This is a genomic window from Staphylococcus sp. HMSC14D10 (assembly GCF_001808125.1).
Classification (GTDB): domain Bacteria; phylum Bacillota; class Bacilli; order Staphylococcales; family Staphylococcaceae; genus Staphylococcus; species Staphylococcus haemolyticus.
In genome coordinates this window covers 96,311-118,469 of the sequence record NZ_KV792248.1, presented here as the reverse complement: position 1 = coordinate 118,469, position 22,159 = coordinate 96,311, and the positions used below count along the sequence as shown (strand labels likewise).

The 22,159-nt window shown below is 32.0% G+C and carries 21 protein-coding genes, 1 riboswitch and 1 other annotated feature; of the genes, 20 read left to right on the top strand and 1 reads right to left on the bottom strand.

Annotated elements, in window-relative coordinates:
- Positions 1 to 215 precede the first annotated feature (215 nt).
- From nrdR to HMPREF3134_RS04800, 20 genes are all read left to right on the top strand, one after another.
- Positions 216 to 686 carry a transcriptional regulator NrdR gene (gene nrdR, locus HMPREF3134_RS04895; RefSeq protein WP_037551021.1) on the top strand — a complete coding sequence of 157 codons (471 nt, stop codon included), beginning with the start codon at positions 216 to 218 and terminating at the stop codon, positions 684 to 686.
- On the top strand, positions 687 to 2,072 hold the full coding sequence (locus HMPREF3134_RS04890) for a replication initiation and membrane attachment family protein (RefSeq protein ID WP_070441142.1): 1,386 nt from the start codon (positions 687 to 689) through the stop codon (positions 2,070 to 2,072).
- A complete protein-coding gene (dnaI, locus tag HMPREF3134_RS04885; protein ID WP_053024752.1) occupies positions 2,073 to 2,993 on the top strand; it encodes a primosomal protein DnaI in 921 nt (306 codons plus the stop codon).
- Between the two features lie 303 nt (positions 2,994 to 3,296).
- Complete coding sequence (gene thrS, locus HMPREF3134_RS04880; RefSeq protein ID WP_070441139.1) at positions 3,297 to 5,234, top strand: threonine--tRNA ligase; 1,938 nt, start codon at positions 3,297 to 3,299, stop codon at positions 5,232 to 5,234.
- Between the two features lie 48 nt (positions 5,235 to 5,282).
- A riboswitch (Lysine riboswitch) is annotated at positions 5,283 to 5,458 on the top strand.
- Positions 5,459 to 5,617: 159 nt separating this feature from the next.
- On the top strand, positions 5,618 to 7,111 hold the full coding sequence (locus HMPREF3134_RS04875; protein ID WP_070441136.1) for an amino acid permease: 1,494 nt from the start codon (positions 5,618 to 5,620) through the stop codon (positions 7,109 to 7,111).
- 63 nt (positions 7,112 to 7,174) lie between these two features.
- Positions 7,175 to 7,301, top strand: a sequence feature (ribosomal protein L20 leader region).
- Between the two features lie 22 nt (positions 7,302 to 7,323).
- Positions 7,324 to 7,851 carry a translation initiation factor IF-3 gene (gene infC, locus HMPREF3134_RS04870; RefSeq protein WP_029376631.1) on the top strand — a complete coding sequence of 176 codons (528 nt, stop codon included), beginning with the start codon at positions 7,324 to 7,326 and terminating at the stop codon, positions 7,849 to 7,851.
- Between the two features lie 27 nt (positions 7,852 to 7,878).
- Positions 7,879 to 8,079: a 50S ribosomal protein L35 gene (rpmI, locus tag HMPREF3134_RS04865; protein WP_002448990.1), complete on the top strand. Its 201-nt coding sequence runs from the start codon at positions 7,879 to 7,881 to the stop codon at positions 8,077 to 8,079.
- 54 nt (positions 8,080 to 8,133) lie between these two features.
- A complete protein-coding gene (gene rplT / locus HMPREF3134_RS04860; RefSeq protein WP_011275545.1) occupies positions 8,134 to 8,490 on the top strand; it encodes a 50S ribosomal protein L20 in 357 nt (118 codons plus the stop codon).
- Positions 8,491 to 8,775: 285 nt separating this feature from the next.
- Entirely contained in the window at positions 8,776 to 9,384 is a 609-nt protein-coding gene (locus HMPREF3134_RS04855) for an NUDIX domain-containing protein (RefSeq protein WP_070441133.1), read from the top strand.
- 12 nt (positions 9,385 to 9,396) lie between these two features.
- The gene (locus HMPREF3134_RS04850; protein WP_070441130.1) at positions 9,397 to 10,320 is read left to right on the top strand and encodes a hypothetical protein; all 924 of its coding nucleotides are present in this window, start codon (positions 9,397 to 9,399) and stop codon (positions 10,318 to 10,320) included.
- Positions 10,321 to 10,478: 158 nt separating this feature from the next.
- Entirely contained in the window at positions 10,479 to 11,783 is a 1,305-nt protein-coding gene (gene tig / locus HMPREF3134_RS04845; protein WP_070441127.1) for a trigger factor, read from the top strand.
- 157 nt (positions 11,784 to 11,940) lie between these two features.
- Positions 11,941 to 13,203 (top strand): ATP-dependent Clp protease ATP-binding subunit ClpX, encoded by a 1,263-nt coding sequence (gene clpX / locus HMPREF3134_RS04840; protein ID WP_033080133.1) that lies wholly within the window; start codon positions 11,941 to 11,943, stop codon positions 13,201 to 13,203.
- A gap of 217 nt (positions 13,204 to 13,420) precedes the next feature.
- Positions 13,421 to 14,008, top strand: a complete 588-nt coding sequence (yihA, locus tag HMPREF3134_RS04835) for a ribosome biogenesis GTP-binding protein YihA/YsxC (RefSeq protein ID WP_070441124.1) — start codon at positions 13,421 to 13,423, stop codon at positions 14,006 to 14,008.
- 170 nt (positions 14,009 to 14,178) lie between these two features.
- Positions 14,179 to 15,525: a glutamyl-tRNA reductase gene (gene hemA / locus HMPREF3134_RS04830; RefSeq protein WP_070441121.1), complete on the top strand. Its 1,347-nt coding sequence runs from the start codon at positions 14,179 to 14,181 to the stop codon at positions 15,523 to 15,525.
- 21 nt (positions 15,526 to 15,546) lie between these two features.
- On the top strand, positions 15,547 to 16,359 hold the full coding sequence (gene ccsA / locus HMPREF3134_RS04825; RefSeq protein WP_070441118.1) for a cytochrome c biogenesis protein: 813 nt from the start codon (positions 15,547 to 15,549) through the stop codon (positions 16,357 to 16,359).
- A 30-nt stretch (positions 16,360 to 16,389) separates the two neighbouring features.
- Complete coding sequence (gene hemC, locus HMPREF3134_RS04820; protein WP_070441115.1) at positions 16,390 to 17,322, top strand: hydroxymethylbilane synthase; 933 nt, start codon at positions 16,390 to 16,392, stop codon at positions 17,320 to 17,322.
- A gap of 26 nt (positions 17,323 to 17,348) precedes the next feature.
- A complete protein-coding gene (locus HMPREF3134_RS04815) occupies positions 17,349 to 18,029 on the top strand; it encodes a uroporphyrinogen-III synthase (protein WP_070441112.1) in 681 nt (226 codons plus the stop codon).
- Positions 18,019 to 18,993, top strand: a complete 975-nt coding sequence (gene hemB / locus HMPREF3134_RS04810; RefSeq protein WP_070441109.1) for a porphobilinogen synthase — start codon at positions 18,019 to 18,021, stop codon at positions 18,991 to 18,993. The genes HMPREF3134_RS04815 and hemB overlap by 11 nt, the downstream gene beginning before the upstream one ends.
- A 22-nt stretch (positions 18,994 to 19,015) precedes the next feature.
- Positions 19,016 to 20,299 (top strand): glutamate-1-semialdehyde 2,1-aminomutase, encoded by a 1,284-nt coding sequence (gene hemL, locus HMPREF3134_RS04805; protein WP_011275558.1) that lies wholly within the window; start codon positions 19,016 to 19,018, stop codon positions 20,297 to 20,299.
- Between the two features lie 80 nt (positions 20,300 to 20,379).
- Positions 20,380 to 21,456, top strand: coding sequence for an AbrB family transcriptional regulator (locus tag HMPREF3134_RS04800; protein ID WP_011275559.1), 1,077 nt, complete (start codon positions 20,380 to 20,382; stop codon positions 21,454 to 21,456).
- A gap of 126 nt (positions 21,457 to 21,582) precedes the next feature.
- Here the strand turns inward: HMPREF3134_RS04800 and HMPREF3134_RS04795 are convergent, their stop codons facing one another.
- A complete protein-coding gene (locus HMPREF3134_RS04795; protein ID WP_011275560.1) occupies positions 21,583 to 22,137 on the bottom strand; it encodes a DNA-3-methyladenine glycosylase I in 555 nt (184 codons plus the stop codon).
- Between the last annotated feature and the right edge of the window lie 22 nt (positions 22,138 to 22,159).

Below are 22,159 nucleotides of genomic sequence, written 5' to 3'. Positions count from 1 at the left end.
TTTGACTAAGATTTGATAGTCTCGTATTTTATTTTTATGTGATTTTGTATTTAAACTTTCACACATTCTTGTCATTTAAGAAATATATTATGCATATAACTAGATTCTTATTAAGATACTTTTGTTTTAGTCTAATTTAAATGAGAATTAGACTTCTTTTGTCAAGAATGCTTTTATAGTATAATAAATCATAATCTATTCAAGAGGGTGAAGATATGAAATGCCCAAAATGTAGTTCAACACATTCGCGTGTAGTTGATTCTAGACATGCCGATGATGCAAATGCAATTAGAAGAAGAAGAGAATGCGAAAATTGTGGTACTCGATTTACGACGTTCGAACATATAGAAGTAAGTCCATTAATTGTAGTAAAAAAAGATGGAACTCGAGAACAATTTTTAAGAGAGAAAATTTTAAATGGTCTTGTTAGATCTTGTGAAAAGAGACCAGTACGTTATCAACAATTAGAAGATATTACTAATAAAGTTGAATGGCAGCTACGTGATAGCGGACAAACTGAAATATCTTCACGAGATATTGGTGAACATGTTATGAACCTGTTGATGCATGTCGATCAAGTTTCTTATGTGAGATTTGCTTCAGTTTATAAAGAGTTTAAAGATGTTGATCAATTGTTAGCATCAATGCAAGGTATCTTGAACGATAATAAACGGAGTGATATATAAATGAGTTTACAATCGTATGAGTATGGTTTGAGTCCACATGACGGTTTTAAAGTGTATCGTCAGTTCCAAATAAATCATAATCATTTGGAAATACTTAATAGATTGTATATGCCATTAATTGGCGCGCAAGCGATAGGTACATATCACTTTATGAACCAATTCGTGAATAGTGATGACACATTAACGCATTACACAATAATGAATGAATTGAAAATGAATTTATCAGAATTTAGACAGTATATGGATTTATTGGAAGCAATCGGTTTATTTAAAACATATGTAAAGCATGATGAACAACAATCATTTTTTATTTACGAATTGATACAGCCACCAACTGCCTATCAATTTTTTAATGATCCTATGTTATCAATTTATCTATATAACCAAGTCGATAAACAACGTTTTAAAAGCTTAAAAAATTATTTTAAAAAGCATGATTTTGATTTAAGTGGGTTTCAACAAGTAACTCGCAAGTTTACTGATGTTTTTAAAATTCCACACTCAAGCGTTACTATTGATGCTTCATCAATAAAAAAAGAAAAACCATATCATGGTATAGATTTATCCAATGTATCATTTGATTTTGAGATTTTAAAAGAAATGCTACGTCATCATTTTATTAGCGATGAAATTATAACTAAAGAAGCTAGAGATTTAATTGTTCAATTGGCTACATTGTATGGTTTAACAGAAGATGCTATGAAACGAATTATATTAAATTCTATTACAAGTAATCAACAATTATCATACGAAGAAATGAGAAAGCATGCGCGTTCGTATTATTTAATTGAACATAATCAACAATTACCTGAACTAGAGACTAAGGCTAGTAATCAAAATGAAGTGAATAGTAACAATCAATCTGTGTCTTCAAGTCAACCCACTTCAAATGATGATTGGTTTCAATTGTTAGAGGAAACAAGTCCAATAGATATGTTGGCGTCATGGTCAGAATCAGAACCAACATTTCAACAAAAGAAAATGATTGAAGAGTTAGTTGAAAGAGAAAAATTAAACTTTGGTGTAATTAATATTCTTTTACAATTTGTAATGCTAAAAAATGAGATGAAACTACCTAAAACATATATTTTAGAAATCGCATCTAATTGGAAAAAATTAGGTATTAAGACTGCAAAAGAAGCATATAACTATGCGTTAAAAGCAAATGAATCAAAATCAGAAAATAAAGGTAATGACCAACGTCAATCAAGAAAACGTTATTCAAAATCACGTGAGATTGTATCTAGAGAAAAAACACCTAAATGGTTAAAAAATAGAGGTCAAGAAAATACTGATAAAGAAACGACTAAAGAAGAACAAGAACAGTTTGAAAAGGAAAGAGCTGCGTTTCGTGAACAATTAAAACGCGATTGGGAGGAGGATTAAATGAAATCATTCAATAGTATTATCAAATCAAATGGCGATTTAGAAAAAAGAATTGCTAAAATAAAAAAACAAGTCGTCAACGATCCTGATGTTAAATCATTCTTAAATGAACATCAATCTGAATTAACCAATGAAATCATTGATAATGACTTAAATGTGTTACAAGAGTATAAAGATCAACAAAAAAATTATGATGGGCATGATTATGAAAATTGTCCAAACTTTGTTAAAGGTCATGTACCTGAATTATATATCGACAATAATAGAATTAAAATACGTTATAATATGTGCCCTTGCAAAATTAAACACGATGAAGAAAGATTTAATTCTCACTTAATCACATCACACCATATGCAACGTGATACATTAAACGCTAAGATGAAAGATATTTATGACACTGATTTGAACCGATTAGTTATTGCTAAAAATGTAAATGATATCTGTAAAAAATTAGTTAATGGAGAAAATGTAAAAGGAATGTATATTCACGGTCCATTTGGAACTGGGAAATCATTTATTCTAGGTGCAATTGCCAATCAACTTAAAGCTAAAAGTGTTGCTTCTACGATTGTTTATTTACCTGAATATATTCGCACGCTAAAAAGTGGTTTCAGAGATGGTAGTTATGAAACAAAGTTACAACGAATACGAGAGGCAAATATATTAATGATAGATGATATAGGTGCGGAAGAAGTAACACCTTGGGTTAGAGATGAAGTAATTGGACCATTACTACACTATCGCATGGTTCAAGAACTACCAACGTTTTTCTCATCCAATTTAAATTTTGATGAGCTAGAACATCATTTATCTATCACACGTGAAGGTGCGGAAGAAACAAAAGCTGCTAGAATTATTGAAAGAATTAAATCTTTATCAACGCCATATTATTTGGATGGTAAAAATTTAAGAAACAATTGAAATTTAAAATAACTATTGTATAATTAAGATAAATCTTAATCGTTGAAATAATTGAAGATATGATAATTTAATCCATGTTATACAGCGAGCTAATAAATGATGAGAGATTAGCTAACAAATTAAATTATTACTCCTTCATCATTAGGTGTTGGTAATCAATGCCCGGCTCAAGACCGTTATCTTAAGTAGAGATATTTAGCTATTGCTAAATAACTAGGGTGGTACCACGACGAACTCGTCCCTTTTTTAGGGGCGAGTTTTTTTATTTCAACGAAATTAGAATTTATTTATGGAGGTTTTATAATGGATCAAATAAATGTTCAATTCCCAGATGGTAATTCGAAAGCGTTTGATAAAGGCGTAACAACTGAAGAAATTGCACAATCAATTAGCCCTGGATTAAGAAAAAAAGCGGTTGCTGGTAAATATAATAATCAAATGGTTGATTTAACTAGACCATTAGAAGAAGATGGTTCAATTGAAATTGTGACTCCAGGTAGTGATGAAGCGCTTGAAGTTTTACGTCATTCTACTGCCCATTTAATGGCCCAAGCTTTAAAACGTTTATATGGGGATGTTAAGTTTGGAGTTGGCCCTGTTATAGACGGTGGGTTTTATTATGATTTTGATATGGATGAAAAGGTTTCGTCAGATGACTTTGAAAAAATTGAAAAAACGATGAAACAAATTGTTGATGAAAATCATAAAATTGAACGTAAAGTTGTATCAAGAGAAGAAGCTAAATCATTCTTCAAAGATGATCCTTATAAATTGGAATTAATTGACGCTATACCTGAAGATGAAAGTGTTACTTTATATTCACAAGGTGAATTTACTGATTTATGCCGTGGTGTACACGTTCCTTCAACTTCAAAAATCAAAGAATTTAAATTACTTTCAACTGCCGGTGCATATTGGCGCGGGGATAGCAATAACAAAATGTTACAGCGTATTTATGGTACAGCATTCTTTGATAAAAAAGATTTGAAAGCACATTTAGAGATGCTTGAAGAACGTCGTGAGCGTGATCATCGTCGAATTGGTAAAGATTTAGAGCTTTTCACTAACAATCAATTAGTAGGTGCAGGTCTTCCATTATGGTTGCCTAATGGTGCTACAATCCGTAGAGAAATTGAACGTTATATAGTTGATAAAGAGGTAAGTATGGGTTATGACCACGTATATACTCCAGTGTTAGCAAATGTAGAGTTATACAAAACTTCTGGACACTGGGATCATTATAGAGATGATATGTTCCCACCAATGAAATTAGACGAAACAGAAGAAATGGTATTACGACCTATGAATTGTCCACATCATATGATGGTCTATAATAATCGTCCTCATTCTTATCGTGAACTACCTATCCGTATTGCAGAATTAGGAACTATGCACAGATATGAAGCCAGTGGTGCTGTATCAGGATTACAACGTGTACGTGGAATGACATTAAACGATTCACACATATTCGTTAGACCTGATCAAATTAAAGATGAATTTAAACGTGTTGTTAACATGATTCAAGAAGTATATAGTGACTTTGGCTTTGAAGATTACACATTCAGATTAAGTTACAGAGATCCAGAAGATAAAGAGAAGTATATGGATGATGATGAAATGTGGAACAAAGCTGAGACTATGTTAAAAGAAGCAGTCGATGAAATGGGATTACCATATGTTGAAGCAATTGGTGAAGCAGCATTCTATGGTCCAAAACTGGATGTTCAAGTTAAGACTGCTATGGGTAAAGAAGAAACTTTATCAACTGCTCAAATTGATTTCTTATTGCCAGAACGTTTTGAACTAACATACATCGGTAGCGATGGTGAAAATCATCGTCCAGTAGTTATTCATCGTGGCGTAGTTTCAACTATGGAACGATTTGTAGCGTTCTTAACTGAAGAAACTAAGGGTGCATTCCCAACTTGGTTAGCACCTAAACAAGTTGAAATAATACCTGTTAATGTTGACTTACATTATGACTATGCTAGAAATTTACAAGATGAATTAAAATCACAAGGTGTACGTGTAGAAATTGATGACCGTAATGAAAAAATGGGATACAAAATTCGTGAAGCACAAATGCAAAAAATACCTTATCAAATAGTTGTTGGTGATAAAGAAGTTGAAAACAATCAAGTCAATGTACGTAAATACGGTTCTCAAGATCAAGAAACAGTTGAAAAAGATGAATTTATTTGGAGTTTAGTAGATGAAATTCGTTTGAAAAAACATAGATAGTCTTGATAAAAATGATAGCTTAATGTATATTACTATATAGTTAATTAAAAAAGAGTTAGAGGTTGCGTCTTTAATTAGTAACACTTCAGAAGTTATTAAGGAACGTATGTTGAAAGTGTGGAAGGTAAAGATGCCGAAATGAATGATAACCTTAATTATCATTTGTTGGGACAGTTATCGAATAGAAACTGTACTGTCACAATTTGTGATGTGCTACCGACATAGATTAAGCAGATGGTTGCATATCAAAAGGTATGCAACCATTTTTTTATGCTTTAAAGAATTATAAACTATTTGGAAGTATAATTTGAATGCGTTCATAATCATCGCATAACACAACAAAACTATTTTAGTTAGCCTCTACTGTAAGAAAGGGAGCTTCTATGAAAAAAGTCGAAAATCAAGATGATGGAATCAAAAGAGGACTGAAGGACCGCCATATTTCTATGATAGCAATGGGTGGTTGTATCGGTACCGGATTATTTATGACCTCTGGGGGAGCAATACACGATGCAGGGGCACTAGGTGCTTTAATTGCATATGCGATTATTGGAGCTATGGTATTCTTCCTCATGACATCTTTAGGTGAAATGGCAACGTATTTACCAGTGTCTGGTTCATTTAGTACTTACGCAACACGTTTTGTAGATCCATCATTAGGATTTGCGTTAGGTTGGAACTATTGGTTTAACTGGGTTATTACAGTTGCAGCAGATGTAACCATTGCTGCACAAGTCATTCAATATTGGACACCTATGGCTGGTATTCCAGCATGGGTTTGGAGTTGTATATTCTTAGTTATTATATTCGCACTAAACTCTTTGTCTGTTAGAGTTTATGGTGAAAGTGAATATTGGTTCGCTTTAATCAAAGTTGTAACAGTCATTATCTTTATCATTATTGGTCTTTTAACGATACTAGGTATTATGGGTGGAGAATTTGTAGGTTTCGAGACATTTACGAAAGGTGACGGACCAATACTAGGTGGTAACTTAGGTGGGAGTTTATTATCAATACTAGGCGTCTTCCTAGTTGCTGGATTCTCATTCCAAGGTACAGAATTAATTGGTATTACAGCTGGAGAATCTGAAAATCCAGAACGCGCTGTACCTAAAGCTATTAAACAAGTATTCTGGAGAATATTATTATTCTACATATTAGCAATATTTGTTATAGGTATGTTAATCCCTTACGATAGTAATGCATTGATGGGTGGCGATGATAATATTGCGACTTCTCCATTTACACTCGTGTTTAAAAATGCAGGGTTAGCTTTTGCGGCATCATTTATGAATGCAGTTATTTTAACATCAGTATTATCAGCAGGTAATTCAGGTATGTATGCCTCAACACGAATGCTTTATTCGATGAGTAAAGATAAATTAGCTTTTCGTTCGTTTGGTAAAACGAATAAATATGGTGTTCCTTATCTATCACTAGTTGGAACAGCGATTTTAGTAGTTATTATTTTCTTAGTGCAAAAACTAAGTGGTGATGCATATGAGTATATAGTTGCTGCTAGTGGTATGACTGGCTTTATCGCATGGGTAGGTATTGCAATTAGTCATTACAGATTTAGAAGAGCTTTCGAAAAACAACATCATAGTAAAAGGGAATTGAAGTATAAAGCTAAATGGTTCCCATTCGGTCCTATATTCGCAGGCTTGCTCTGTGTTATTGTCATAATTGGGCAAGATGTTGATTTTATTAAAACAGGTCATTTCGATTTAAATCGCTTCATTATCACATATATGGGAATCCCAGTTTTCTTAGTATTCTTTATTTATCATAAATTGAGATATAAAACGAAGATAATTCCATTAGATAATGTAGATTTAAGACAAGATGTTTCAATGGATGAAGTAAAACATCACTAATATTAAAATAATTGTTGACTTATATGATATACACTGATATGATTATTAACGTTGAATACGAAACGTACCAAGTAGAAACACCCGTTTCTCACCTGTAGCGACGCTTAAAGCAGTTGGCAGGTCAATCATGTCACACATAAATGTGTATGAGAGAAGAGCGGGCATAATTTGTCCGCTCTTTTTGCTTGGAAAATTTCGTAAAATTTTGGGAGGTGTCAACCATAGCAAAAGATCAAACGCAAGTTAACGAAAAGATTCGCGCTAAAGAATTACGTTTAATTGGCCAAAATGGTGACCAAATTGGTGTTAAATCAAAACGAGAAGCATTAGAAATGGCTGAACGTGTTGAATTAGATTTAGTAGTTGTAGCACCAAATGCTAAACCACCTGTTGCAAGAATTATGGATTATGGTAAGTACAAATTCGAACAGCAGAAAAAAGAAAAAGAAATGAAAAAGAAACAAAAAGTTATCAATGTTAAAGAAATACGCCTAAGTCCAACTATTGAGGAACATGATTTCCAAACTAAGTTGAAAAATGGTCGTAAATTCTTATCTAAAGGCGATAAATGTAAAGTTTCTATTCGTTTCAGAGGTCGTGCAATCACTCATAAGGAAATTGGTCAGCGCGTATTAGAAAAATTCGCTGACGAATGTAAAGATATTGCCACTGTTGAACAGAAACCTAAAATGGAAGGGCGTCAAATGTTTATCATGTTAGCGCCTATTAACGAAAAATAATTCACTATTATTAGGAGGAAATGAATCATGCCAAAAATGAAAACTCACCGCGGAGCAGCTAAACGTGTTAAAAGAACTGGTTCAGGCCAATTAAAACGTTCAAGAGCTTTCACATCACACTTATTTGCAAATAAAAATACTAAACAAAAACGTAAATTACGTAAAGCTAAATTAGTTTCTAAAAGCGATATGAAACGAGTAAAACAATTATTAGCTTATAAAAAATAATTGTAATTGATAAATGAACGATAATTAATTGTTATATCTAAGGAGGAATTTAATATGCCACGAGTTAAAGGTGGAACAGTAACAAGAGCACGTCGTAAAAAAACGATTAAATTAGCTAAAGGTTACTTCGGTGCTAAACACACACTATATAAAGTAGCAAAACAACAAGTAATGAAATCAGGTCAATACGCTTTCCGTGACCGTCGTCAACGTAAACGTGATTTCCGTAAATTATGGATTACACGTATTAACGCAGCTGCACGTCAACATGACATGAGCTATTCAAGATTAATGAATGGCTTGAAAAAAGCTGACATCAATATTAACCGTAAAATGCTTTCTGAAGTTGCTATTTCAGATGAAAAAGCTTTCGCAGAGTTAGTATCAAAAGCTAAAGAAGCTTTAAAATAATTAACTTTTCCGAGCCTGTGACATAATCTAATGTCTCAGGCTATAATTATATATTGGCAACAGTTGCTTGAATTAAATTTTCATTTGTAACAAGTTTTTAATTCTAAACAACTTTGTCGGGGTGGGATGATGAAATGAATTTTTAAAAATATTATTTCTGTTCCACTCCTTTTTTATTTTAACCATCAGGTGAATAGGACATTATTAATTTATGCACCTTTATTTGTTGTTTAATGATTTAGTTTGATAAAATGCTAATTAAGAAACTAATGTAAGGAGAACATTATGTCTAAATATGATGAACAAATAATAGTAGTATCAAGAGATATCCTTTTTGAACAAGAGTCAAATGCTTTTAACGGCTTTTTAACTAAAAATGATCCACAAGGTAAAGCGATATTTAATACTTTTTCTAATTATGAAGTTAAAAGACGTGGAGATATGGAAGAAGATCCTTCGTATAAACAATTAATATCATATTGTCTTTTAGAAAATGAGAAAAATGAAATATTAGTATACAAAAGATTAAGTGGTGGTGGAGAGTCACGTTTACATGGTCAATCTTCTATCGGTGTAGGTGGACACATGAATGATGTGATTGGCGCAAGTTCTGTAAATGAAGTTTTAAGGGTAAATGCTCAAAGAGAGCTAGAAGAAGAAGTCGGTTTATTAGAAGCTAATTCTCAGAATTTGGAATATATAGGTTTTATAAATGATGATACAAACGATGTGGGTAAAGTACATATAGGTGTAGTCTTTAAAATTAAAGTTAACTCAAATGATATTGAAGTACGTGAAACAGATACATTAAAAATTCAATGGTTAGAAAAAGAGCGTATTGGTAATTATGATGAATTTGAAACATGGAGTGCATTAATTTTAAAAGATTTATAGGAGGGATACAACATGTCAGACATCATCCCTTTTCCAAAACTACAGCAAAAATTGTATAAAGATATTAAATCATCTCATAACAGTCAACATTACGAAACGGTATATCAATTAATTGAAGATTATGAAGCACAATTTGAACTAGATGAGACATTAGCCTTAATTAAATGTGATATGTTATATCATTTGAATTCGTTTTTGGAGTTAAGAGAAGAAGCTATTGTACTTTTAAAAAGAGGTATTCAAGCGTATGATGAGTTAATGTTATATTATATCAAGGCGTTAAATGGCTTAGGTCAGTATTATGAGTCTGTAAATGTTATCAATCAAATTATAGACGAAGTTCAAAGTCACAAAACAAGAATGGCGTTATTTCCATTAAAAGAATATGCTCAATCTCAATTCAATGAAGATAAACATATCACAAGCCAATCATTGGCTAAATTTAATACACTCAATTTGAATGAACAAATACAATTAGTTCTTAAATTAATTGATAATGGGCATTATGAATTTAAAGAAACTATAGCCTTTTTATTATCTAATGAGGTTGAGGCAGATAATTTAAAAAGTTTAATGCTAGAATTTTTAAGATTTGCTGGCTACAATATACCAATTAATATTAACAAGATGAATTATACAGTTAACGTTATTCCTAATGAGCTTAATGGTTTGGAACATACTGAACTTAAAACTCAAGTAATTCCTCGAGTAATTGATAAACTAGAAAATGGAGCACTCAATATCATTGATGAAGCAATACATACCATGAATAATCATGCTATATTACTATATCCACTCAATATATTCGATTTATACACCTGTGATGATTGGATTACTGGTTATGATGTTTACTTTAAATCAATGATTGGTATACAAACTAATAAAGGAAATGTAAAAATATTAAATTTTATTAATAGTCTTGATGGTCAACTTTGAGCAAATTATTTTATATTGTTAAATTAATTCGTTAAAGTTAGATTATTGAATTTTAAAAGTGTTTTAAGCCCTATAAAAGACTGTTTGTGTCCGTATAGGACGTGTGCTATAATAGGGAAGTTGAAAAAATAAAAATGTAATCATGGAGGTATTTATACATGACAGCAACTTGGGAAAAAAAGGAAGGTAACGAAGGATTATTAAAAGTTACAGTTCCAGCAGAAAAAGTAGACAAAGCATTAGATCAAGCATTTAAAAAAGTAGTTAAAAAAATTAACGTGCCTGGTTTCCGTAAAGGTAAAGTGCCTCGTCCTATCTTTGAACAACGTTTCGGTGTAGAAGCATTATATCAAGATGCAGTAGATATTCTATTACCTGAAGCATATGGTGAAGCTATTGATGAAACTGGAATCAATCCAGTAGCTCAACCAGAAATTAATGTTACACAAATTGAAAAAGGTAAAGATTTTGAATTTGAAGCTACTGTAACTGTTGAACCTGAAGTTCAATTAGGTGATTACAAAGGTTTAGAAATAGAAAAACAAGATTCAGAATTAACTGATGAAGATTTACAAGAAGCAATTGACCACAGCCTTGGACACTTAGCTGATATGGTAGTTAAAGAAGATGGTGCTGTTGAAAATGGAGATACAGTAAACATTGACTTTGATGGCTATGTTGATGGTGAGCAATTTGAAGGTGGACAAGCAGATGGTTATGATCTTGAAATTGGCTCAGGCTCATTTATTCCTGGATTTGAAGATCAATTAGTAGGCGTTAAAACAGGTGAAGAAAAAGATGTAGTTGTAACTTTCCCTGAAGAATATCATGCTGAAGAATTAGCTGGCAAAGAAGCTACTTTCAAAACTAAAGTAAATGAAATTAAATATAAAGAAGTACCTGAATTAGATGATGAAATTGCAAATGAATTAGACTCAGATGCTAACAGTGTTGATGAGTACAAAGAAAACTTACGCAAACGTTTATCAGAACAAAAAGCTGAGGAAGCTGAAAATGTTGAAAAAGAAGAAGCAATTAATAAAGCAACTGATAATGCTACAATCGATATTCCTCAAGCAATGATTGACACTGAATTAGATCGTATGGTTCAAGAATTTGGTCAAAGAATCCAACAACAAGGATTAGATTTACAAACTTACTTCCAAATTTCAGGTCAAGATGAATCTCAATTAAGAGAACAAATGAAAGATGATGCAGAACAACGCATTAAAACAAACTTAACACTTTCAGCTATTGCCGATAAAGAAAATATTGAAGCAAATGATGAAGATATCGAAAAAGAATTAGAAAAAATGAGTAAACAATTTAATATCTCAGTTGAAGATATTAAAAATACTTTAGGTAATACTGACATTATTAAAAATGATGTACGTATCCAAAAAGTAATTGACTTACTTAGAGACAATGCTAAATACGTTGAATCTACTAAAGAAGATAAATAATAATTCATTGTTAAATTAATAATTAAAATTTAAAGTAGCAGGTGCATCAATATATGTAACCTGCTACTCTATATTTTAAGCATTTTAGTTGTTAACCATGAATTTGCATTGTAGAATGCTATCTAGTATAGTCGTTTAAGAATAGAGGTGTAAATGAATGTTTAAATTCAATGAAGATGAAGAAAATTTAAAATGTTCTTTCTGTGGTAAAGACCAAGACCAAGTTAAGAAATTAGTCGCAGGAAGTGGCGTATATATCTGTAATGAGTGTATCGAACTATGTTCAGAAATTGTAGAAGAAGAATTAGCTCAAACGACTTCTGAAGAGTTTACTGAACTGCCTACACCGAAAGAAATTATGGATCATTTAAATGAATATGTTATTGGTCAAGAAAAAGCTAAAAAATCTTTAGCAGTTGCCGTATATAATCACTATAAACGTATCCAACAATTAGGACCTAATGAAGATGAAGTTGAATTACAAAAAAGTAATATTGCTTTAATAGGACCAACTGGTAGCGGTAAAACATTATTAGCACAAACATTAGCTAAAACTTTAAACGTTCCATTTGCTATTGCAGATGCTACAAGTTTAACTGAAGCAGGTTACGTTGGTGACGATGTAGAAAATATTTTACTACGATTAATTCAAGCAGCTGACTTCGATATTGATAAAGCTGAAAAAGGGATTATCTATGTTGATGAAATTGATAAGATTGCCAGAAAATCTGAAAACACATCAATTACGCGTGATGTATCTGGTGAAGGTGTTCAACAAGCCTTACTTAAAATTTTAGAGGGTACGACTGCAAGTGTGCCCCCACAAGGTGGACGTAAACATCCCAACCAAGAATTAATACAAATTGATACAACAAATATCTTATTCATTCTAGGTGGTGCTTTTGATGGCATCGATGAAGTAATTAAACGTCGCTTAGGAGAAAAAGTGATTGGATTTGCAAGTAATGAAGCGGATAAATACGATGAGGAAGCATTGTTAGAACAAATTCGCCCAGAAGATTTACAATCATATGGTTTAATTCCTGAGTTTATTGGTCGTGTGCCAATAGTTGCTAACTTAGAAACATTAGATGTAGAAGCGCTTAAAAACATTTTAACGCAACCTAAGAACGCTTTAGTAAAACAATATACTAAAATGTTAGAACTTGATAATGTTGAGTTAGAATTTACCGAAGAAGCATTAGCTGCGGTAAGTGAGAAAGCTATTGAGCGTAAAACAGGAGCACGTGGATTACGTTCTATTATTGAAGAAGCATTAATCGATATTATGTATGATGTTCCTTCATCAGAAGACGTAACTAAAGTTGTTATTACTGATAAAACAATTAATGATGAAGTTGACCCAGAATTATACGATTCTGAAGGTAACTTATTGAATGATAGTAAAACATCAGCATAATATAAGTTATTTAAGTTTGAGTACGCTCTGTAAAGATTGCGCCGAACAAGTGAAATGTTTTTTAGATCCTATAAACAATTAAAGTTGGAGTGGAACATCGAATTCTATTTGAATTCTGTTCTGCTCCTTTTTTAATTAAAAAATTGCTTATTTAGATATAATGAAATATATATTATAATGAAACAGTTAAATTTAATTACAAAAGAGAGGATAATTTATGAATATTAATCCTAATAACATTGATTTGATTATAAGTGCTGTACAAGAGGCTCAATATCCTGATACAGGTTTATCTGAAGTGGCATTAAGTGGACGTTCAAACGTTGGTAAATCTTCTTTCATTAATAGTATGATTGGCAGAAAAAATATGGCTCGCACGTCGCAACAACCAGGTAAAACACAAACATTAAATTTCTTTAATATTGATGATCAATTAATATTTGTCGACGTCCCTGGATATGGCTATGCAAAAGTGAGTAAATCACAACGCGAGAAATTTGGTAAAATGATTGAAGAATATTTGACTAAGAGAGAGAGTTTAAAGCTAGTCATTCAACTAGTTGACTTACGACACAATCCAACTGAAGATGATGTTTTAATGTATAATTACTTAAAACATTTTGATATACCTACACTAGTTATTTGTACTAAAGAGGACAAGATTGCAAAGGGTAAGATTCAAAAGCATATTAAAAATATTAAAGAGAATTTAGATTTAGATCCAGATGATACGATTATTAGTTACTCATCAATTCAAAATACAAAGCAGCAACAAATATGGGATTTAATTGCTGATTATTTATAATTATTTTAATCTAAGCAGGGGTCAAACTTCTGTTTAGATTTTTTAATGGGATAAGTGTCAAAATTTTGACTTCAAATTAGAATCTTTCTAATTTGTTTGAGCAATCAACTTAAAATCATTAAATAATGTGTTATAATATCAGTATTGTTAGTTTTTGGAGGGCGTTATAAATGCATTTTATTGCTATAAGTATAAATCATCGCACTGCTGATGTAGCACTTAGAGAGCAAGTAGCTTTTAGAGATGATGCCTTGCGATTAGCCCATGAAGATTTGTTCGAAACTAAATCTATTTTAGAGAACGTCATTTTATCTACATGTAATCGTACTGAAGTATATGCTATTGTTGATCAAATTCACACAGGTCGTTACTATATTCAAAGATTTTTAGCGCGTTCATTTGGATTTGATGTAGATGATATAAAAAATATGTCAGAAGTTAAAGTGGGGGACGAAGCAGTTGAACATTTACTGCGAGTCACTTCTGGCTTAGATTCAATTGTATTAGGTGAAACTCAAATTCTTGGACAAATGAGAGATGCATTCTTTTTAGCTCAAGACATTCAAACAACTGGTACAATTTTTAATCATTTATTTAAACAGGCTATTACTTTCGCTAAAAAAGCTCATAATGAGACTGACATAGCAGATAATGCTGTGAGTGTTTCATATGCAGCAGTTGAATTAGCTAAAAAGGTATTTGGTAAACTAAAAGGTAAACGAGCTATTATTATAGGTGCAGGGGAAATGAGTGAATTATCACTCTTAAATTTATTAGGTTGTGGCATTGATGATATTACTGTCGTTAATAGAACTGAAACTAATGCGTATAAATTAGCAACGAAGCACGACGTAAATTATAATAAACTTGAGTCATTACCAACTCTTTTGACTAATGCTGATATTGTTATCAGTTCAACAAGTTCGCCAGATTTTATTGTTACAAAATCTATGATTGAGTCGGTCAATCTTAATAGAAAAGCTTCTTCATTATTGTTAATAGACATTGCGGTTCCTAGAGATATCGAACCAAATGTTAATATCAGCGAAAATATTTTCAGCTATGACGTTGATGATCTTAAAGGTTTAGTTGATGCTAACTTGCGAGAACGTCAGATGGCAGCTGACTTTATAGCAAGTCAGATTCCTGATGAAGTCCAGGCTCATAATGATTGGGTAAATATGTTAGGTGTTGTACCTGTAATTAGAGCATTGCGTGAAAAAGCAATGACAATCCAGTCAGAAACAATGGATAGTATTGATAGAAAGCTACCTGATCTTAGTGATAGAGAACGTACAATCATTTCGAAACATACTAAAAGTATTATTAATCAAATGTTGAAAGATCCAATAAAACAGGCCAAAGAATTGAGTAATGATAAGAGAAGTAATGAAAAATTAGAGCTATTTCAAAACATATTTGATATTGATGCTGCAGACCCTTACGAGGATATTAAAGCTCGTAAAGCACAAAAAGAAAAAGAAGTTTCTATCCGTCACATCTTTAGTTTTGAATAAGCATATTAATATGGTGATAATATGCAAGAGACCCTGTTTATTAGATTTCATGAAATAATATTAATTATATATTTAATTAGTATTCTCTGTTATTTTATAGATTTCGTTAAAAAGAGTCATAAAATTAGAGAATTAGGAATTTATACATTAGGGATTGTTTGGATATTGCAAACAATCTCTTTGTCTGTTTATATCACTTCGCATAATCAAATTCCGGTGAGTTCATTATTTGATGTATTTTTCTTTTTATCATGGATAATTATATGTATAGCACTGGTTTTAAATGTAGTTAAAGTATTAAGTTTTTCAGTATTCTTTCTCAATGTTATTGGATTTATATTATTGATGATGAATACTTTTCAACCTGAACATTACTCAACAAATGTGCAACGTATTACAGTTATAAATGAATTGTTATTAGTGCATATAGGCTTAGCGGTATTAAGTTATGCTCTTTTTGCATTAGCTTTTGTAAATTCATTACTTTATATTATTCAATACCGCAATTTAAGGGAAAAGAATTTTGATCAAAAATACTTTAGAATTGGTAGCGTAGCCACACTTGAAACGGTTGTGTTTTATTCATCTTTAAGTGGTTTCATTATTTTAATTTTGAGTATTATTTTAGGCGCACAGTGGGGTGTCTATGCAATTGGACATAGTATTTTTGCTGACCCTAAAGTAGTACTATCTTCTATTATTACAATTTTTTACGCTATTTATCTACTAAGTCGTATTAATCGATGGTTTAAAACAATTTATTTAATTTACTTTAATATTATGTTATTTTGCTTATGCATGATTAATCTATTTTTCACAACACATTTCACTTAAAATTTCAAATGTCATTAGGAGGCAACAATTATGCGCAAATTGGTTGTAGGCTCACGTAGAAGTAAGCTTGCCTTAACTCAGAGTCAACAATTTATAGATAAGTTAAAAGCGGTGGATCCAACCCTTGAAATAGAAATTAAGGAGATTGTCACTAAAGGTGACCGCATCGTAAATAAACAATTATCTAAAGTGGGCGGTAAAGGACTATTTGTTAAAGAAATCCAACAAGAACTTTTTGACAAAGAAATTGACATGGCAATACACTCACTTAAAGATGTACCAAGTATCATTCCTGAAGGTTTAACAATAGGTTGCATACCTGATAGAGAAGTTCCATTTGATGCTTATATTTCTAATAATCATATACCTTTAAATGAATTACCGGATGGTAGTATTATTGGTACGAGTTCATTAAGACGTGGTGCTCAAATTTTATCTAAATATCCAAACTTAGAAATTAAATGGATAAGAGGAAATATTGACACTCGACTTAAAAAATTAGAAACAGAAGATTATGATGCAATTATTTTAGCTGCTGCAGGACTTAGACGTATGGGTTGGTCAGATGATATTGTAACGACATATCTGGACAAAGATATTTTATTACCAGCTATTGGACAAGGTGCATTAGGTATAGAGTGTCGTAGTGATGATGTCGAACTATTGGAATTATTAAGTAAAGTTCATAATCAAGCAGTAGCGAATTGTGTTATAGCTGAAAGAACATTCCTTTCAGCTATGGATGGTAGTTGTCAAGTACCTATTGGAGGGTATGCAACTAATAAGGAGAATGGTGAAATTGAATTTACTGGGTTAATTATGACTCCAGACGGTACAAAGAGATATGAGCACACAGAAGTTGGTAAAAATCCTGTTGATTTAGGTGAAACAGTCAGCCGTGTTTTAAAAGAGCAGGGTGCCTATGAAATAATCAAAAAACTAAATGAAGAACAAGCGCATTAAACCATATTGTTGAGGTGTAATGAAATATGAAACCAGTTGTAGCTATGACGCAATCGAGTGAATTTAATAGTGATTTAGTGGAAATAATGCATAAGCCATTTATAGAAATTCAATCACTTGAATTTGATACTCAAGTTTTGCATCATAAATATGACTGGATTATTTTTTCTTCTAAAAATGCGGTTCGCATATTTTATAAATATTTAAATCAATTAGATGTTAAATATGTAGCTGTCATTGGAAAGAAAACTGCCGAACTTTGTGAAGCGCTTAAAATTAATGTTGATTTTATACCTAATGACTACTCTCAAGAAGGATTTTTGAATCAGTTTAAAAAGAATCAACAAAGCATTCTCATACCAAGTAGTGCTGAAGCGCGTCCAAAACTCCAACATACATTAGCACAAAATAATATAGTGACTAAAATCGATTTATATAAACCTATTCCTAATGATAGGAATATTAGAGAAGTCATTCAATTGATAGAACATCATAAAGTTCATGCGGTAACATTTTCAAGTTCTTCTGCAGTAAAAGCGTATATAAGGCATGACGTTCCTTGTGGTTTTGATAAGTATGTTGCTATTGGGGCCCAAACTGCAAACACATTACGAAAGAACGGTCTCAACCCATTAATAGCTAATAAACAAACTTCGGAATCACTTATAAATAAAATTATTGAAAGTTGGTATAATAATGAAATTTGATAGACATAGACGATTACGCTCATCAGAGTCAATGCGTAATTTAGTTAGAGAAAACCATGTTAGAAAAGAAGATTTAATTTATCCAATATTCGTAGTTGAAAAAGATAATGTAAAAAGTGAGATTAAATCACTTCCAGGCGTTTACCAAATTAGCTTGAATTTATTAGATGATGAAATAAATGAGGCTTATGAACTAGGAATTAGAGCAATCATGTTCTTTGGTGTACCAAATTCTAAAGATGACGTAGGTTCTGGTGCATATGATCATAATGGTATTATCCAAGAAGCAACAAGAAAGGCTAAAGAATTGCATAAAGATTTATTAATTGTAGCAGATACATGTTTATGTGAATATACAGATCATGGACATTGTGGTGTTATTGATGATCACACTCATGATGTAGATAATGATAAATCATTACCTTTACTTGTTAAAACAGCTATCTCACAAGTTGAAGCGGGAGCAGACATTATCGCACCAAGTAATATGATGGACGGTTTTGTTGCAGAAATTCGTAAAGGTCTAGATAATGCCGGCTATTACAATATTCCAATTATGAGTTATGGTATCAAATATGCATCAAGTTTCTTTGGTCCATTTAGAGATGCGGCTGATTCTGCACCTTCTTTTGGTGACAGAAAGACTTACCAAATGGACCCAGCGAATCGCTTAGAAGCATTTCGTGAACTTGAAAGTGACTTAAAAGAGGGCGCTGATATGATGATAGTAAAACCTGCGCTAAGTTATTTAGATATTGTAAGAGACGTTAAAAACAATACAAATATTCCTGTTATTGCTTATAACGTAAGTGGTGAGTATGCAATGACAAAAGCAGCAGCACAAAATGGTTGGATAGATGAAGAACGTGTTGTTATGGAACAAATGGTTTCAATGAAACGTGCAGGTGCAGATATGATTATTACTTACTTTGCGAAAGATATTTGCCATTACTTAGATAAATAATTAATTTTAGGAGGATTTTGATATGGGTTACGAGAAATCGATTGAAGCGATGAAAATTGCTGAAAATTTAATGCCAGGTGGCGTTAATAGTCCTGTAAGAGCATTTAAATCAGTAGATACACCAGCGATTTTTATGGATCATGCAAAAGGATCAAGAATTTATGATATCGATGGTAACGAGTATATTGACTATGTATTAAGCTGGGGACCTTTAATTCTAGGTCATAAAAACGAACAAGTTATAAAAAAACTACATGAGGCTGTTAATAGAGGAACAAGCTTCGGAGCATCTACCTTAGAAGAAAACAAACTTGCAGAATTAGTAATCGAACGCGTACCATCAATTGAAAAAGTGCGTATGGTTTCATCAGGAACTGAGGCAACGTTAGCAGCGTTAAGATTGGCTCGTGGTTATACTGGAAGAAATAAGATTATTAAATTTGAAGGATGCTATCACGGTCATAGTGATTCTTTATTAATTAAAGCGGGTTCTGGTGTTGCAACACTAGGATTACCAGACTCACCTGGTGTCCCAGAAGGTACTGCTAAGAATACGATTACAGTTCCGTATAATGATTTAGAAGCAATTAAAATTGCTTTCGAAAATTATGGAGATGATATCGCTGGAATTATCGTAGAACCAGTTGCTGGTAATATGGGCGTTGTACCTCCTAAAGATGGATTCCTACAAGGGTTACGTGAGATTACAAATGACTATGGGGCGCTATTAATATTTGATGAAGTAATGACAGGTTTCCGAGTAGGGTACAATTGTGCGCAAGGTTACTTTGGTGTAACACCAGATCTTACATGTTTAGGTAAAGTTATTGGTGGTGGATTACCAGTAGGTGCGTTTGGCGGTAGAAAAGAGATTATGGACAAAGTTGCTCCAGTTGGAAATATTTATCAAGCTGGAACATTATCCGGGAACCCATTAGCAATGACGAGTGGTTACGAAACTCTAAGTCAATTAACACCTGAATCTTATGAGTATTTCCAAGAATTAGGTGATATCTTAGAAGAAGGACTAAAAAAAGTATTTAGCAAACATAATGTCCCAATTACTATTAATCGAGCTGGTTCTATGATTGGATATTTCTTAAATGAAGGACCAGTAACTAACTTTGAAGAAGCAAATAAAAGTAATTTAGAATTGTTCAGTCAAATGTATCGTGAAATGGCTAAAGAAGGTGTATTCCTACCACCTTCTCAATTTGAGGGAACATTCTTATCTACAGCACATAGTAAAGAAGACATTGAAAAAACAATCCAAGCATTTGATACTGCTTTAAGTCGTATTGTATAATGTTATGAAATAAAATGAGGTTAGGACTTTCAACTAGATGACGTCTTAACCTCATTTTTAATGAAAGAAGTGGCTACATAATGAAAAATGTATGGACCAATAACTTTATTCTATTAGTGACTGCTATTGTTATAAGTTTGTTATTACATGTTGCGCACGTTCTTTTACCATTTATGTTCGGTCCGATTATTGCATCGATAATCGTCATTAAAGTATTTAAATTAGAGGTTAAATGGCCATTCTGGCTTAGTCAAATTGGATTGATTCTATTAGGGGTGCAAATTGGATTAACATTTACGTCTGAAGTGTTGCATGATATTAAAAATGATTGGTTGATAATTGTTGTTATTACACTATTACTATTAGTTTTATCTCTATTGATCGCCTTCTTTTTCAAAAAAATAGCAAGAGTAAACACTGAGACAGCTATATTAAGTGTCATTCCAGGTGCTTTAAGTCAAATGCTAATTATGGCAGAGGAAAATAAAAAGGCAAATATTCTCGTAGTGAGTTTAACTCAAACGTCTCGCGTTATATTCGTCGTGATATTAGTACCCTTAATTTCTTATTTCTTTAGTAGTGATGGTGGAAATGAAACAACTTCTATTAAATCACCTCCATTAACGGAAGTACTAAACTTATCACAAATAATAATATTAATGTGTTGTATTGCAATCATTTATAGCCTTATGGCTAAAATTAATTTTCCTACTAAGCAATTATTGGCCCCTATTGTCGTGTTAGTAATATGGAATTTAACTACACATCACACATTTACATTAGATAATTATATTCTTGCTACTGCACAAGTGATTTATATGATTAGAATTGGATTGCAGATTGCCAATTTACTTTCCGATTTAAAAGGTCGAATTGCCGTTGCAATCATTTATCAAAATGTCTTTCTAATTATTGGATCATTTATCATGGTATATATTGTGCACATATTTACAAATAATAATATTAATGAGTTGTTTTTAGGCGGAGCGCCAGGAGGTATGAGTCAAATTGTTTTAGTTGCTATGGCAACTGGGGCAGATGTGGCTATGATTTCTAGTTTCCACATATTTAGAATCTTTTTTATTTTATTTGTAGTAGCGCCTGTCATTGGCTTTTTCTTACGTGGTGGTATATCAAAATTTCATCAAAAAAGATAGGTTGTGTCATGTAAAGTTTAAGCGTTAGTATACTTGAAATAAGAGAGGATTGATAAAACCTTCTACTTACAATAACTATTCGACTCATTTCTTAAATTGCACTCTATGACACAATCTATATTAATTTTAAGAAGGTTTAGATGGGCATCCTTTCAAATGGGCATCATATAGACCTGCCGCTTCTAAAAATGAAAAAACAGTTACTGGTCCTAAAAATTTAAAACCATATTTTTTTAAGTCTTTAGATAATTGTTTAGCACGATCGTCAACTGTAATTCTTTCTGAGGCAGTTGTATAGTTCAAATCTATAGGTTGATGATTAACATATGACCAAAGGAAATTACTAAAACTACCAAAGTCCTTTTCTATTTCAAAATAACCTTGTGCTTGTGATACAATCGCTTCTAACTTTTTACGATTATGAACAATGTTAGGAAATTCCATTAAATCATCTATATCTTTCGTAGACATCTGAGCAATTTTGCTTGGCTCAAAGTTGTAAAATGCCTGTTCGTAAGATTGTTTCTTTTTTAAAATGGTTAGCCAAGATAATCCAGCATGTTGAGATTCTAAAGCCATTAGTTTAAATAGGGCTTTGCTATCATATATAGGTTGACCCCAAACATTGTCATGATAATCTAAGTAAGTCGGGTCTTTTGTGCTAAATGCACATTCATTCATAAATATACCTCCAAGAGATTGA